The following is a 15,453-nucleotide window of genomic DNA, read 5'->3' as shown; positions in this document are numbered from 1 at the left end:
TTCCAGTTTGGCCCTCGTATCAATGAAAGCAAGGCTACTGGGCGTCTCATTTCACAGTGCGCGGTGGCTTGTAAAGAAACAGCTTCCCTGCCCGTGTAGATTCGGGCGAATGAGCGGCAGATGCCGCTCTGAGAACACCGCCCTGCGAGGCTGACAGACTCCCTGTTTGCTTACCCTTGGGGTTTGGCGGGCGCCTGGCGGCCGCCATTGCATCCCGAAACGCAAGCGTCACGGAATCCGGTTCCCGATCGCTCCTCTGTCCTCTCTCCATTAACACAGCTCTCATCTCATTTGTCGTCGTCAAGATGGTGGACATCGAATTGGCGTGCGCGATTGCTGGTTCGCTTCCCATGAACTCCATGCGCTTTTGCAACAAGTAGACCTGGAGACGATACACTTGAGCTACGATATCACCGGTGCTGCCGTTGTTGACAGCATCCACGCCCTCGAACTCGATAGGCTCGTCGAGATTACGAATGGGAAGAACTCTATTATCGAGCTGCCGGAAGAGGATTCCGGCCCCCCGTGACGGGTCGGACATATGACTGAGGTGATAGCTTTCGTTCTGCCGAAGCGGCCCAAGGAACTGGCCATCCTCGCCGCGTTGAGCAATCGGCTGGATGACGCGAATCGCCGCCTTTAGGAGGGGGTAGTCTACGATCGGATGGGCGATTTTGCGCGTCATCGCAAAACCCCGAAACCCGACACGCCCGGCGAGTTCTCCATCGACGTACCGGTCGATGTGCTCTGGATGCCAAAAGCCGCAGCCGTCAGAAAAGGCATAGTCGCTCGACGCGTTGAACAAAATAATGTCGTTGACCCTGAGTGCAAAGCAGCTCGGCTGGTGCCGGAAAATCAGGCTCTCTATGCCGAACGCATTCAGACCCTTCGCTTGCCCATCAAGAGTGTAGAGATAGAGCAGGCGATCCTTCGTGCCGATCCGGTTGCCAACATGCAGGTGAGGATCGATGGTCTCCATCGCTTTTTGCAAAATTAGCTGGTTCAGCCACAGGCAGACACGAACCTTGTCGAGCCAATCGAGAAGCAAGAAGTATTGGCGCGATGTGACAGCCCGCCTCTCCAGCAGCGCCATCAAGATTGGCTTAACCGCGCTTTCCAGCGTGCTGTATTGCGTATTGCAAGCCTCGCAGGCAGGCATAACCAGCGCGGACCAGGCGAACTTAATTGGTTCACCCGATTGCGGTTCGAAAGCCATGGTCACGACCCGGCTTGGGTCGCCCGTCAGTTCGAGTAGCCATTTGGGCAGGATATGCTCTCGATTTTTGTTCTCTGCCGTTTGGCCGCAGAAAACACAATGTCGCCTTTTCACACTCAATACCGTCCCCGCGTTCCGATAACTAATCGTCTTGTTTAGCCGGTGACGTCAGCATGCTCCATCCGCTGGTTCGAGCGCGCCAACATTCGCCCATGCGACGTTGCGGGCGGCCCGCACTTAGAGGAGACCCACCCCAATGGCAGTCTGACACCTAGAGCGCCGCTTTTACAAACTATTCTTGGACTGTGCCAGTAGTAATTGCCTCACTTCAACGCTCGGTACGAATTGGCTCAAATCGGATATATTGAATTGCTTGATTGTCGAGAAATTTGACTTGCCCCGAATCGTCGCTTGCGGCACTTTCTCATCGCTATGGGGCGACTTTTTTGGGAGAGGGAATGACCATCGATTGGACGATCGCTATAGTTGGCTGTGCAGGCGGGGCAGTTCCTGATGTCCTGCGCTTGATCAAGGCGCGGCATGAGGGTGCCCGAGTATCTAAAGCATCGGTTTTTCTGGATTATGTTCTTCGTTCTTGTTGTGGGCGGAGGCGCCTGTGCGGTCCTGTCAGGCGCAAGGGACTTTCAGTCGGCGCTCGCACTCGGATTCGGCGCACCTGAAATTCTATCACGCCTTGCCAGCAGCAGCAGCAGCAGCGACCGTGGGGATGCTGGCGGATCAGCGATATCCATGATCCGCAGTTGGTGGCGCCTTTGAGGCAATGTTCAATCCGATGGCGGCGGAATTGGCTTCGACCGCCATCAGTGGAGTTTCAAGCAGTCGACGGCGAAGTCCGCAAAGTCCCGCAACGCATTCGGCTGAAATGCCAAGTGCCGATAAACCCTAGAACCACGGACGCCATTGCGTCGATGTGGGAATTTGCGAGCGACACCAATGTCGCGATGCACATCGTCGATGCCGTGGCGTCGGACGAGCGGACCGCCGTCATGTTCGATCTCGCAGATGGCCCGTGGGCGCTCGCCTGGGAGCTGATCCTCGATCAAATGGTCAGCGAGCGCGCCCGCTGTGCCTTCGTGCCCATACGGCGACTCGCCGACGATCCGTTGCCCGTCGGCACCAACCATATTGAGCAATTGCGGGTGCTCGTCCTCACCGGATACGAAGGCGATCTCGGTCAGCGCCTTGACATCGCGGCAGAGGTCGATGGGATTCTGGCGGCGTGGGACGAGTTGGACGCGTCCGTTAAAGTCAGGATCGACCAACCGATCGTCGAACGCCTAGACCCGGCAACCTTGGGCAATCTGCTTGCGAGGCACGAGCCGCATCTGCTTTGGTATAGCGGGCACGGGCGAGCCGGGCGTAGCCCAGGGCTTCTTGTGGCCAGTGGTCAATGGATGTCCGTCCAGGACTTCTCCGCCGCGGTCCCGCAGGGAGGGCCGCCGCTGGCTGCGGTTTTTTGGGCGTGCGACCTTGGAGCGGCCGCGGATCCCTCCTTGGTCTCCGGACCTGAAGCGCATTTGGCACTGCGCGACCGAGGCGTCGTCTGCACCGTGGTCATGCAATCGCGCATTGACGATGCGGTCGCGCGGCTGATGGCGCGTGGCTTTTTTGAAGCGCTTGCTGCGGGCGACAGCATCGAATGCGCCGTCGCGCAGGCACGTCGTCGCGCCCGGCTTCGCCCGAGCCGCTTCATCGACTGGGCAGCACCGGCGGTCTGGTCTGCCGCCGAGCCAGCGACAGCGCTTCAATGGTCGACCCCGGCGCCCGATCGGCTGGTGCAAGACTTGGTCGCGCGGATGTCCCTCCGGCTCGCCCAACGATCGCCGGCTAAAACCGACGTTTTTGACCGCGACCAAGTGCGTGAATGGCTGGCCGCCAGGCGCGTGCTGCTGCTTTCCGATCCGCGGGACGAGGCGCTGATTTCAGCGCTCATTGCGTCGGCCGATGCGCTGAGCATGGCGGGTGAGATCACGCCCGTGTTCATCCAATTTCGAACCGACGATCTAGGACGGAGCATCGAGGACTGGGCTCGTCAACTCGCCGACTGGATAATGCCTGAATGGCGATCCTCCGAGCTTGCAGAAATCATCTCGATCGCCACGAGAGACGGCGTCGAGGGCTTGCAACGATTGCTCCGCCGATCGCGACTCGCGGTTGTACTGCTCGATCCACCCAAAAGCGCCGATCCGATGTTACGCCGATTGGTCGATCAGGGAGGAGCCATCGTCATCGTTGTGCGCTCGACCGTAGACGCCGAGCAGGATTGGCCGGAATGGCGGCTAGACCGGCTTGTCGAGCCAGACGCAGGCTTTGCCGAGCTCGATCGGGTCTGTCAGGAGTGGCCACGTCAAACCGCGTTTCTTGCGGCCATCAAGGTCGCGCTGCCGCTGTCTGCGCTACGCGGTGAAGAGGTCGGGGACGCGCTCGTCGCGCGGCTCGGTCCATATCTCGTGAAGACTGACGCCGGCCTGATCCTGTCGGCGTCGGCCCGCGAACGGATCGTGGCCAATCTGTCCAAGGACGTTCTCATCGCCGGACACACTGCCGCGGCGCGCGTGTTGGAAAGGCTCGGTGGCAGCGAGGCGCTGCGCTTTGAATTGTTGAGACACTATGTCGAAGCCGGGTCGACCACCGCTGCAACCGAGCTCGCTGCGGTGACAATCGAGCAGTTCATGCGCGAAGGACGCAACGTCGCGGTTCTGCGTGTGTGGAAGACGCTGCAGCCGCATGCCGCGCGTGATGCGATCCCGTCGCGGCAGCGTCTCGGAGTCGCTCGCGCGATGGTCGTGCTCGCCATGCCCCGTGACGCAAAATTAGTGCTCGATCGGATAGGCGCACTCGACCCGCTCGAGGCCGCGCTCGCGCATGCGCTGCGATCCGAAATTTGGAAGGCGACTGGCGGGGAGAGTTGGCGCCAGAATGCGCTCGTCGAAATTGACCGGGCGATCTCGGCTACGAACGCGCTCGCCTCATCTGCATCGACCGATGCTGATGCCGCGCGGAGCGATGCTGCGGACTACGAGCTCAACCGCGCCCGATTGTTGCAATATTTGTTCTACGATCCGTCGGTAGTCGACTATTATCGTCGCGTTATCCGAGCTTGGCAGACTGATGCTGACCGGCGCCATCAATGGGCGATTGCCTCCCTGAATCTTGTCGATGCGCTACTCGATTTTGGCGGAGGCGAGCTCGATCGGTTCGAAGAGGCCGAAATCCTGCTCCGCGCACTCGAGGAGCAGGACGCGACGGTCGGCACGATGCTCGCGGAAATCCGGTACAAGCGTCTCCGGCTGGAAGAAAGGCGAGGCTCCGCACCGGAGCGCCTCATCGATCTGCTCAACGAATGCGAGAACGCGGCGCGTGCTAGCGGCAACGGCATGCTCGCCGCGATTGCCGAAGCGAGACGCTTCCGCGAATTTGAGGCGTTCGATGCCGACCGCTGGGCAGAGCTGGAGGCGCGCCTTGAGATGTATGCCCAGCACGGCTTTGCGTTCCGTGTTGCCGCCAAGGGCAGGCTGAGTGCCGCGCATGCTCTTGATGCGGCCGGAGATCGTCCGGCCGCAGTTGAACAGCTGAGGCGCAATCGCGTGCGCTTGGAGAGCAAAAGTACTTTCGATCGCGGGACCGATCGAGATCGGTCGGCTGAGACCTATGCGGGCCTTTTCAGGCTGCTTGGCGGTGGAACCGAACGGCAGGACGTGGCTCGTTGCGCAATGGCAATCGCCTGGATGGCGGACTGGTTGGCCGCCCGTGGATATGCCAACCTTGAAGATGCTTGGGGGAACTGAGATGGGGACAGGATCTTTTGGCGGCGCCGGTAGTGGTGCGTTGGGACGATCAGGGAGCGGTGCGGGAACACGCAGCATCGTCGATCGTATAAAGGCCGCATTTGGCGGCGGTGCCGCAGAATTCTTTTCCTGGCGCTCGAGCGGCGGCGGTCCCGATGCGGCAAAGGCTGATCAACTGGTGCGCGACACGCTTAAAGGCCGCAACGTCGGCGGTTTTCTGCTCAAGGTGCTGACCAGCGCAACCGTCAACGGCTGCTTCGACGATCTATTCAAGCTCTCGGCCATGCTACGCGACGGGCAATGGGAGCCGATCGCTGCGGAGTTTGGCATCGGCAACGGCCCCGGATGCTTTGCCGATCTGGCGAGCCGCATGTTGGAGCGCAATCAGGGTGGTGGTGAAACCGCACGCGAGGTGGCCAATTCGACAATCTTAGATGTACTGATCGCGGTGTGCGGCAGTGATGACCTCTTCCTCGATGGGACGGCGGTTCAGATCTTAGCCAGCGTACATGTCGAGGTGTTGGACTCGCTTTCAGGGCATTTTTTGGGCGCGCTGCTCTGGCGTGACCTGCAGCGCGAGCTGCCACCGCTTCAGGCAGCTGAGATACCCGTGGTCAAGGATGCGGCCCAACGCTTGGCCGATCATTTGATCGAACGCTTCGATCGACGCTTTCATGCTGATGGCGTGTCGCATCGCGATCTGTTGCGCACGGTCGCCGACAATCAGCAATGGACTCTCGACAAGCTCCGTGAGAAGGCGGCATGAGCGCCCGGTTCCGCACCGTCGGCCTAGCCGGACGCGCACGTGATTGGACCGCGCTTTCGGCAGACCTGAAGGTTCATGTCGGGGGGCCGTGCGGTTCTGTAGCGGTGACACCGCAGGCCCGCGATATACTACGAGTCGGGAGCACCGTTTTTGCGATCGAACGTGCGCTCTCCGGCTCACCCGGACGCAATCGCCCCGTCGAGTTCGAAGTCGAACTGCGACTTGAGCGTCCCGACTTGTGGACCGCGGGCGCACTCGCCGCGCTTGGAGCCCTGCTCGAATTTCAAGGCGATGCGCACTGGACTTGGTCGATATCTGGCGGGGTGCAGCCGGGCGACGGGATCGACCATACCGCGCTCGCGGCACAGGACCGTGAGGTCAGCCGCGTGGTGCTGTTCTCAGGGGGGCTCGACAGCACCTCGGGGATCGCTCTGGACGATGTCCGGGCCGGCGAAACGCAGCTTGTGTCACATTACTCGCGTCAAAAGAGTGTGCAGCGCTCGCTAGCGTCTGAACTCGGCTATGGGGTCCCGACGCAAGCCCGCATCAGCGGCACCACCGGACGAGGCCGCGGCTTTCTCCACCGGTCATTCTACTTCCTGTGCTTGGCCGCGTTCGTCGCGGAGACCTTTGGCGCGCACCGCCTCGTCCAATACGAAAACGGCATTCTTGCTCTGGCGATTCCGCCATCTCCGGCCTTCATGATGACCAGGCATGCTCATCCCCGCGTGCACGAGGCTGCCAGGCGACTCTTTGCCGAAGTGCTGGGCGGGACTTGGTCAATCGAAAACCCGTTCCTCAAGCTGACGAAACGGCAATGTTTCGACGGGCGGTTGGCCGGCTTGCTCAAGGGAACCGCGTTGCTCTCCGAGATCGAGAGCTGCTGGTACACGAACTCCTACCAACTTCTCGGTGGCATTGAGAAGACCGTCGGCAAGCCGTGCGGGGTGTGCATTCCATGCCTTGTTCGCAGAACTGCCACGCGAATTGCAGAGGGAGAGATCGATCCGTTGGCCTCGGCGACGGCCGACCTGTTGAAGGTGGGGTATCATGCATACCGCACTATGGCGGATCAGATACTAGCAGGGGGCCCCAAGAGGGCCTATCTCGAATTGCCTAGCTATGTTCGAGGTCTCACGGCAGGAGCGGCTCCAATCTTGATGCGGGAGGAGCTTGAAGACCTGCTTGAAAGGTTCGCCAAGGAATATGACGACTCCTTCTAGCGCCGATAGTCCGCCTGCGGTCAGCATTCAACAGCCTTGGGCGGAGCTTATCCTCCAGGGGAAGAAATCGATCGAGGTCCGTAGTTGGAACCCAACCTATCGGGGACCGGTCTGGCTTCACACCGGCCTCAAGGTCAACGAGGAACTCGACCAGCAATTCGGCCTCTCCGGTCTGTATCGTGGCGGCTTTGTCGGGCGTTTCCAGCTTGCGAACATCATTCGCTTCGACGTCGATCGTTGGTCGATGTGGCGTTCGCGCCACCTTGTTGAGGGTCCAATGATCGGCGAGCTATACGGTTGGATGATCCGGGAACCGATACGAATGCGACCGATCCCGTCTAAGGGCAAGCTAGGCCTGTTTCATCCCGAGCCCGAGGTTCAGCACCTGCTCGACTCGAGCATCGACTGACGCGCTAGCACACGTGACGCCGCGCAAATGCGCCGTCCATCATGCGAGGCTGAGTCACTAGACCAGCAGACGCGTCTGCGTTTCCAAAGTGGCACCAAAATCCGATGGCCGGCAAAAGCCCCAAGCGAGATTTTCAGCATCATCCCCCGTGCCAGTGATGCCGGACGAGCGTCGGACTATTTCGTGATTAGGCCTTCCCGAAGTTCGAAGAGCAGCAGGTTGCCAACAAAAGGAGCTACCCGCCATCTGGTTGGCCTGCTTTCGACGGATCGGAGCAGCAATGCCACTGGGTTTCGATGCAGGCGATTGCCTGCTTGAGCATGATGTGCAGAACCTTGGCTGATTATGCAGATGCCGCATTCGTCATTGAATTGCAGGCAGCTCGGATTTTCCCGTACCTTCTCAGCGAGTGTGCCTCCGGCTGAAGCCGCTCTCGCGAAAAACATCGAAACGATCGTTGCCACCAATGATGCTTGCGTACGTGCGGCCATTAACAGTCCCGGCAAGGATATCGGCTCGATCATCACAGTGGTCGAATTCTGCCCAAAGCCGACAATCCTGAACCCTTCATGATTTCTGCGTTCCCTGGCCAGCGTGCTTGGCCATTTCCGCGATGTGGTCGAACATCCGTTTCAGGTGGTGTTTCATCGCGGCCTTGGTTTCCTTCGAGGCCTGTCCGGTGTCGTAGACCGAACCTTCGATAGCTTCCCGAAACTGCTTGACGGCCGCGCTTGGCGTAGTCTCGGCGAGATATGCGAAGTTGCTGGCAGAAATCAGGGTGAGTGCGCAGAATGCATGTTCTAGCGCCAGCAGCCTGGCTAGGTCGTCGCGATCCCAACCCGAGCTCACCTCTACTTCTTTCCGCCGCTCGACCCGCCGCTCGGTGGGTTGGAGGGAGTACTGTGGCTGGTCGGACCCTGATACCCTCCCTGGACCGATCCCGTGCCTTGAGAGCCACTGCCACGCTGGGGCTGGTTGGCAGCAGGCCATCCGGGTAATCGGCCGCATCGACCGACTTGACCTGGCGAAATCGGGAAGTGTGGCGCGGATCACTGACTACAAGACGTCCAAGCCCGAGCTATCTCCCGACGACTTGGTGATGGACGGGGGCCGGGAGCTCCAAAGGGTGCTCTATGCAATCGCCATCCGAACGCTCGCCCGGCCCGGCCGTGTCGTTGCCCGATTATTGTATTTGGGCACCCCGATCACGACGAGGCCGCTTGAGAGCGAGCGCCTCGACAAGGCCATAGCGGATTTGTCCGCCTTCGTGATCGCCGCGACCACTGCCCTCAAGAGCGGGTTCGCCATTGCCGGCCCCGACGCTTTCGACAAGTACTCAACCTATCGCCTGGCGAGGCCTGCTGACCTTCAGGGCTACCTGTCGGACAAATGTGCGGCGCTCGCCGTCGCCAATGCACCTCTCAAGGACTGGCGCTCATGTCCGTAACCGTCCCGGACCAGGATGCACGCACTCGCTGTGTCACCGATTTTTCGACCAATCTCGTGGTCGAGGCCGCGGCGGGCACCGGTAAGACGACGCTGATGTCGTGCCGTGTGGCGATGCTACTGGCCGAGGGGCATCACCCAGGTACCATAGCCGCCATCAGTTTCACCGAGGCCTCGGCTTCGGAGTTGGGCAAGCTCATCCACTCGGTGGTCGAAGAGCTGCTGTCGGGCAACGTGCCGATCGAGCTCAAAGCCGCCTTGCCGAATGGACTCGGAGCCAAGCGGGAGAAAGCGCTTGGAGCTGCAGTGGTTCACCTCGACGAGCTGACGGTGACGACGATACACTCGTTCTGCCAGCAGATTATCGTCGACAATTCGGTCGAGGCCAAACTCGACCCCGGCATCAAGGTCGCCGACGAAATGGCGGCGGACGCCATGTTCGATCAGGCGTTCTCGGATTGGTTCACTGACGCGCTCTCGAGTGGCAAGACGCTCGATCGGGCGGTAGTTGTTCTGACCGAGGCCGACCCCCTCGAGGTCGAACGAGAGCTGCGGGACCTGGTCAAGATCCGTAGGCAGCACCGCCGGGCACAGCCGCCGCGTCCGGATTTTTCGGCGCGGCCCGATATCGAGCTGGTGGACGCGATCGATGCCTATGCGCGCTGGGTTGCCGACCATCCGTTCGACAAAAAGACCAATGACTACGTCGCCGGTTTCGACCAGCTGCGCAGCTATTGCGATGGTGCGTTCGCCGGCGAGATGGATTTCGACACGCTGTGGCGGCTCAGCCGGCCGCCGCGGATCGGCGCCATGAAATGGAAGAGTTTCGAATTCGAGGCTTTCCAGCGTCTCGGGCCATTCAAGAAGGCCCGCGGGGAAGAAGAGGGTGTCCGGCTGCATGGAGAGGTGCTGACGCTTTATGGCGCGGTCGGCGAAAAACTGCTGGCGCTCCTCGCCCATACCGGCAGCCGCATGATCTGGCAGCTGTCCGGATCGATGCAGGCGGCGCTCGATGCCTATGATGAGATGAAGCGGCGCGCCGCCGTCATGGATTTCGACGATCTGCTCGAGCATGCCCGCGACCTGGTGATCGGCAACAAGAAGGTCCGGGACAATGTCGCGACGCGGTTTCCGATCATCCTCGTCGACGAATGCCAGGACAGCGACATCCTCCAGATCGAGATCTTGTTCGCCATCGCTGCCGACGGGCCAGTCAGCGACTGGCGGCGGGCCCGGCTTCGGCCCGGCGCCCTGTTCTTTGTAGGCGATCCTAAGCAGAGCATCTATCGCTTCCGGAATGCCGATATCGCCGCCTACCGCGCAGCTCGCGACCTCATCATCGGCCAGCCCAATGGGGCGCTGGTGGCAATCACCGCGAACTTTCGGAGCCGCAACTCGATCATCGAATTCGTCAATCTGAACTTCGCCGAGGTGTTCGACGGTGGCAGCCAGCCAGCCTATGTTGCCCTCCATCCAACCATCAAGCACCAGCCGGCAGTCATGCCGCATGTGGTCCGGCTGTCGATCGGAACCGAGGACGAGGGGCCCGGCGAGGTCCGGCGGCTCGAGGCGCATGCTGTCGGGGAGATATGTGACCAGCTGATCGGCCGGCTGGCGGTGCGCCAGAAGGATGGCAGCCAGCGGCCTGCACGGGCCGGCGACATCGCGCTGATGGCGGCGAGCCATACCGAGCTCTGGCTCTACGAGCAGGAACTGGAGCGGCGCCGTATCCCGGTCGCCTCACAGGCCGGCAAGGCCCTGATGCGCCGGCCCGAAACGCTCGATGTACTGACGCTGCTGCGGGCGCTGTCTGATGCGACCGACAAGCTGGCATTTGGCGCATTGCTGCGCGGGCCGATCATTGGCCTGAGCGATGCGGAGCTGCTCGATATCGTCAATGAGCTGGGCGAGTGGAAGGATGGCCGCCCGCCCGATCTGAGTTTGCTTACCGATGTCAGCGGCCTCAGAAATCATTATGCGAAGTCGGCGATCGAAACCCTGCAGCGCCTGCGACGGCGTTCGTTCGCCGTTCCACCGGCGCAACTGCTGTCCGAGGCGATCGAGGCGCTTTTGATACGGCCGATCCTCGCGGCCCGCCACGTCAGCCGGAATGCCCGCGCGATCGTCAATCTCGATGCGCTGGTGGAGATGGCGCGGCGCTACTCGGTATTCGGCTTGTCGAGCCTTGTCGAGGAGTTGCAACAGCAATGGGAGCGCGGCGCCACCGTGCAGGAAGGGCGAAGCGACAGCGTCGAAGAGGCTGTGCAGATCGTCACGATGCACAATTCGAAGGGGTTGGAGTGGCCGATTGTGATCCCGATCGGCACGGCGACCAACTTCCGTCAGCCCTCGAAGTTCGTTCACCAGCCCGGTGACAACACGCTACATTGGGTGGTGGGCGGCGTGGCACCGGCTTCGCTCGATGCCGCCCGCAAGGAAGAGGCGCGCCAGCAGGCCCTTGAACGTCAGCGGATGTGGTACGTCGTCTGCACTCGGGCACGGGATATTCTGATCGTTCCCAACCTGCCGACATCGCGGGCCGCGTCCTGGTACCGCGCCGTGCGGCTCGACAAGCTCGAATTGCCTGAGGTCAACCTCGATCTATTGCCGGACGAGGTCGTCGAAGATCGCCCAGCAGAGACCAATCTGCAGACCGCCGAAAAGTTTGCTGAGGAGGCCGCGATCGTCGCCGCGAGCGCACCCGTGCTTCGGTGGCGTCAGCCGAGCCTTCATGACGCCGATCGCACTCCGGAGGTCATTGATCTGCCGCCATCAAGCGAGCTGACCGATCCGGCGCCACCACCGATCGGCGCCGGCCCGCTACGTGGAACGCTGCTCCACAAGCTGGCGGAGGAGGTGATCAACGACGAGCTGACTGTTACCCTCGAGGCGCTGACCGTTCGCGCCGGTGAGCTGCTGACACAACTGCGTTCGCAATTGCTAGGCCGAGAGATTGAGTTTCCGGACCCCGCGCAAGCCGCCACTCTGATCCGCGACACGCTTGCGATCGAGGACGTAGCCACCATGCTGCCGTTTCTCGAAGCCGAAGTTCCAGTTTGGAACGCCGACGGCGCGATCCTCTTGGCTGGCCGCGTGGATGCCCTGATCTTGCGCGAGGGCAGGGTGCTCGGCGTTCTCGACTGGAAGTCAGACGTGAATCCGTCGCCGAAGGTCAAATCTGACTACATTGCGCAACTCGACGAATACGTGTCGGTCACCGGCGCGATCGCCGGAGCGTTGGTGTTTATGACAAGCGCGGAGCTGATCTGGATAGGGGACCGCGAAGGACTTCTTGCGCAACTCACAGCTGCGCCACCGGCCATATAACCAGTAAGGTTAAACGTATTCGACAGAAGCGTGCCCGAGCTTCCGTTGACTCCAATTCGCGACGAACTACTTACGGGCCCTCTCGGCAAGAAGGTGGCTATTGCGGAGCGGAGGACGACAAAGCTGTCAGAGACATATGCTTGGGGCGAGGTTGTCGGGGGGTAAGCCACGGGAAGGAACGCCCGCTATGCGCCTCTTTTGGGGAGTTCAATTGGTTTATGACGTCTGCTGAAAGCCGACTTGCCCGATAAGGGCCGCCATTCGCGCTAGGTCCATGACGATCGCCCGTGACGGCCGTTTCGACGGTCGGTCGCCGCACGGCGGCCCGCCATGGGTTGGCTCGACGCTCAGGTCAGAAGGACAGGCGTGCTATAATCTTCGCGGGCCTCACTGCTCGGACCGCCGGCGCGACGGTTTCTGGTATTTGGAAGGCCCTCAGATTTTGAGCTTTGGATGTCGAGCCCGGTATCGCTGCCTCTGCTGAAGCAATATCTTTTGCGCTGACCTGTAACGACTTACAGGCTCCCTTCTCGTCCCAAAGTTCCTTGGCGATTGCGCTTCCCACGGCAGCAGTGATGGCGCTGGGTGCAACATCGTTTGGCGCGACTTGGCGCGTCGCGATCAACGCCTTGATTGCCTCGCCGAGGATAGCTGCGGAATCGTCGAACTCGACCCCACGGACTTGGTCGAACCTCTTTTCGGTGCTGCCGTCGACGATGCAGTGATGCGCGATGAAGATCCAGTCGTGGATCATGTAGGCCGGAGCGTAGCCCCAAGGTGAGAGCCCCTTAAAGACTTGCGCGATTTTCGGGATTGAGCCGCCGTCCGTGTACATGAGGCCCGGCTTGATCTTACTACCTGGAGCCGTCGGATCGGCCCGATGGAAGACTAAGGGGTCGCGAGGGTCGGGCACGAACAGGAAATTCCCGTCGCCGGAACTGTTGCCTTCACCGACCCACATCACGAACAAGCTGCCGGATATCTCACCGGTGGTAAGCTTCTGGTAGTCTATGGAGGTGCACCCAGCTGCAGTTGCAACTGCGAGCGCGATCACGCTCGTAATGAAGCGACCTGCAAATCGCCGAGACAGGCGGATCTGATCGCTGAACGCATTGTGCTGCATCGTTCCACCTCGGTCGAATAGAGTGCTGATGGTATGAGACGCTGCCAAACCACGGACGAAGTCAGAGAAAACCGACCCAATGGCTCTCGGCGACAATCGAGATTGGCAACCCCTCGTCGCGCCAGGCGGTCGCTTTGAAAATCTTGTCGCCAAACGATGAATGCTTCCAAGACTCTGTAGCGTACGCACCGATCACGAGCACGTCGGTCTTTTGCGTCAAACTGCCGGCGCGGCCGCCACGATCCGCTATGGCCTGCTCGCAGTATTTTCGCTGGCCATAATTGAACGTCCCGGTGAAACAGTACGACCGACCTTCAAAGGTCAAATGCGGAGGCGGATTGCAAAGGGGCAGGGTGGTCGGCTTCAACACTTCCCCGAGTTCGAAATCTCGGTTCGAGAAGCTGTTCAACGTATCGAGAAGTTCAGTGTGTTCATCGGCGTCGAGCACGCCGTCCGCAAGGATTTCATTGACCCGTCGGTACAAGGTCCGGACGATCGGCTGATCGCTAATCTCGACGTTCGCGGCCAGCCATTTTTGAAGGAACTCGACTTCCGCCTTGTTGATACTTCCGTCTGCAGCGACGCCGCGCGCTAGCCCAATCAACTCATCGATCTGCCGCGAAGAAATACGATCGCCGCCGACGCGGTTGTAAAACTTGTCATCCATGAACCCCTCCCTAGCAAAGCGTCTCGCACGCTATCCCGTCACCATCCCTATCCAGCTTGCGGCCCCACGCACAGTTGTGCAGGTACCATTGGGCGTCTTCGCAGGAGCTGATTTGCGAGCAGTATCGCCGGGGCTCGCACGAAAGGCCGCCGCTTTGCGCGACCAGCTTGCGACTAATGATGCCAAGCGGCTGGCTCGACGGTGGTGCACCGTCGCCATGCGAGGCGCGCCAGTCCCAGGGCGCGTCGAATTTGCCGACCCATAGACCGACCTTCGCCGCCTTGGCCTTTGCCTGCTGCGGCGCGTAGGCGCCAATACTGTAGCGAGGCCAATCGAGCGCGTGGCCATGCTCGACCATCCACCCCGCTACGCTGTCGCCGTCGGCGCGCCGGCAGTCGCCGACGTAGCGGTGATAGCGATCCCAAGTCACGAAAGTGCACTGCACCGGCCGCGAGGCGGCTAGGAAACTATCCAGCGCTTCGGCCGATCGTCGACCACACGGGTACTCGAAGCCCCCGGCGTCGTCGCAATATTGCTTGCTCTCTGGCGCGTCGATCCCGCTAAATCGAATGCGCTGGCCGTGGATCTCGCTTGTGTCACCGTCAATGACGGACGCCACGCCGGTCATGGGGGCGGGCTTTGGCTCGATCCAGTTCGAAGGGGCCAGGTCGGGCAAGCGGTCACTATGCATCATGACCGTCTGAGCCGCTAAGGCACCGACTGCAGCAGCGGTGACGAAGATCAACCGTCGCGGTACACTTGCCCACCGCAGTGCACGGGAGTGTTTTGCTCCAGTGCGCTTGCGCCAGCGATCAGAACGATTATCGTAACGAGACCTATCCACACCCCTCTCCCCAACGGAGAGAATGCTCCTAAATGTAGCCGAGGTCTAGTGAAGCCTATTTGCTGAGGATTCCCTTAGGAGAGCACGGCTTCACTTGCCCCTAGCGCAACAAGGGCTAGTGTCGAGCTGACGCTCGTTCCGAAGCCAATATGCTGCAGCTTCGAAACCGCCGCAGCATTGTGTCGAGTCGAAGGCGATTAGCTATTGTCTTCGACCGGCGCACTCGGGCCATTTTTCTTAATCGAATCGATGGCGTTCTGAGCGCTGGATTTGCTTGAGTAGCCCTCGGTCGAGAATATCACCTCGCTGTTGTACTTGAAGCGAACGCGATATTCGCCAGCTTTGTCCTTATAGATTTCGAACTTATGTGCCATGGGTGTGCCCTCCGTTGACAGTGAGAAGCTCGCAGGAATCGAGATGGCCTTCAAGATCGCCTTGGCCCCTGCCAACACATGTTTTGCGTCGCGTCGGGCTACGGAAGCGGCGTGAGCATTCCTGAGGATGCGAGCGAGCTGCGATCGTGGCGAGCCGTTTGATCAGCCACAATGTTTAGTTTGGACAACCCCGCCGGACAATGGATCGCGGCGTACGCGGGTCCGATTTCGACGGCAGCTTTGCGCCTA

General features: G+C 60.7%; 12 protein-coding genes. 6 read left to right on the top strand and 6 right to left on the bottom strand.

Annotation, left to right across the window (positions count from 1 at the left end):
• Window positions 1-46: 46 nt before the first annotated feature.
• On the bottom strand, window positions 47-1,336 hold the full coding sequence (locus tag RFN28_RS20980) for a hypothetical protein (protein ID WP_320222774.1): 1,290 nt from the start codon (window positions 1,334-1,336) through the stop codon (window positions 47-49).
• A gap of 704 nt (window positions 1,337-2,040) precedes the next feature.
• Between RFN28_RS20980 and RFN28_RS20975 the strand changes: the two genes are divergently transcribed.
• From RFN28_RS20975 to RFN28_RS20960, 4 genes are read left to right on the top strand one after another with little or no spacing between them, the layout of a single operon-like run.
• Window positions 2,041-5,025: a CHAT domain-containing protein gene (locus RFN28_RS20975; RefSeq protein ID WP_320222773.1), complete on the top strand. Its 2,985-nt coding sequence runs from the start codon at window positions 2,041-2,043 to the stop codon at window positions 5,023-5,025.
• Entirely contained in the window at window positions 5,003-5,791 is a 789-nt protein-coding gene (locus RFN28_RS20970) for a hypothetical protein (RefSeq protein WP_320222772.1), read from the top strand. Before RFN28_RS20975 ends, RFN28_RS20970 begins: the two co-directional genes overlap by 23 nt.
• Window positions 5,788-7,014: a hypothetical protein gene (locus RFN28_RS20965; protein WP_320222771.1), complete on the top strand. Its 1,227-nt coding sequence runs from the start codon at window positions 5,788-5,790 to the stop codon at window positions 7,012-7,014. The genes RFN28_RS20970 and RFN28_RS20965 overlap by 4 nt, the downstream gene beginning before the upstream one ends.
• Complete coding sequence (locus RFN28_RS20960) at window positions 6,977-7,423, top strand: ASCH domain-containing protein (protein WP_320222770.1); 447 nt, start codon at window positions 6,977-6,979, stop codon at window positions 7,421-7,423. Before RFN28_RS20965 ends, RFN28_RS20960 begins: the two co-directional genes overlap by 38 nt.
• 567 nt (window positions 7,424-7,990) lie before the next feature.
• Here RFN28_RS20960 and RFN28_RS20955 read toward each other — a convergent pair.
• Complete coding sequence (locus tag RFN28_RS20955) at window positions 7,991-8,272, bottom strand: hypothetical protein (RefSeq protein WP_320222825.1); 282 nt, start codon at window positions 8,270-8,272, stop codon at window positions 7,991-7,993.
• Here RFN28_RS20955 and RFN28_RS20950 point away from each other — a divergent pair.
• Window positions 8,202-8,870, top strand: a complete 669-nt coding sequence (locus RFN28_RS20950) for a PD-(D/E)XK nuclease family protein (protein ID WP_320222822.1) — start codon at window positions 8,202-8,204, stop codon at window positions 8,868-8,870. The genes RFN28_RS20955 and RFN28_RS20950 overlap by 71 nt on opposite strands.
• Window positions 8,861-12,196: a UvrD-helicase domain-containing protein gene (locus RFN28_RS20945; RefSeq protein ID WP_320222769.1), complete on the top strand. Its 3,336-nt coding sequence runs from the start codon at window positions 8,861-8,863 to the stop codon at window positions 12,194-12,196. The genes RFN28_RS20950 and RFN28_RS20945 overlap by 10 nt, the downstream gene beginning before the upstream one ends.
• 352 nt (window positions 12,197-12,548) lie before the next feature.
• On the opposite strand, the gene RFN28_RS20940 is transcribed toward RFN28_RS20945, so the two are convergent.
• The 4 genes from RFN28_RS20940 to RFN28_RS20925 form a co-directional block, all read right to left on the bottom strand.
• A complete protein-coding gene (locus RFN28_RS20940) occupies window positions 12,549-13,319 on the bottom strand; it encodes a hypothetical protein (RefSeq protein ID WP_320222768.1) in 771 nt (256 codons plus the stop codon).
• 61 nt (window positions 13,320-13,380) lie between these two features.
• Window positions 13,381-13,986 carry a BRCT domain-containing protein gene (locus RFN28_RS20935; RefSeq protein WP_320222767.1) on the bottom strand — a complete coding sequence of 202 codons (606 nt, stop codon included), beginning with the start codon at window positions 13,984-13,986 and terminating at the stop codon, window positions 13,381-13,383.
• A 10-nt stretch (window positions 13,987-13,996) separates the two neighbouring features.
• The gene (locus RFN28_RS20930) at window positions 13,997-14,662 is read right to left on the bottom strand and encodes a thermonuclease family protein (RefSeq protein WP_320222766.1); all 666 of its coding nucleotides are present in this window, start codon (window positions 14,660-14,662) and stop codon (window positions 13,997-13,999) included.
• 365 nt (window positions 14,663-15,027) lie between these two features.
• Window positions 15,028-15,204, bottom strand: a complete 177-nt coding sequence (locus RFN28_RS20925) for a YegP family protein (RefSeq protein WP_127426917.1) — start codon at window positions 15,202-15,204, stop codon at window positions 15,028-15,030.
• Window positions 15,205-15,453 lie beyond the last annotated feature (249 nt).

Source organism: Mesorhizobium album (assembly GCF_033977205.1).
Classification (GTDB): Bacteria; Pseudomonadota; Alphaproteobacteria; order Rhizobiales; family Rhizobiaceae; genus Mesorhizobium; species Mesorhizobium album.
The sequence above is the reverse complement of the archived record's forward strand: the minus strand, read 5'-3'. Positions and strand labels throughout refer to the sequence as shown.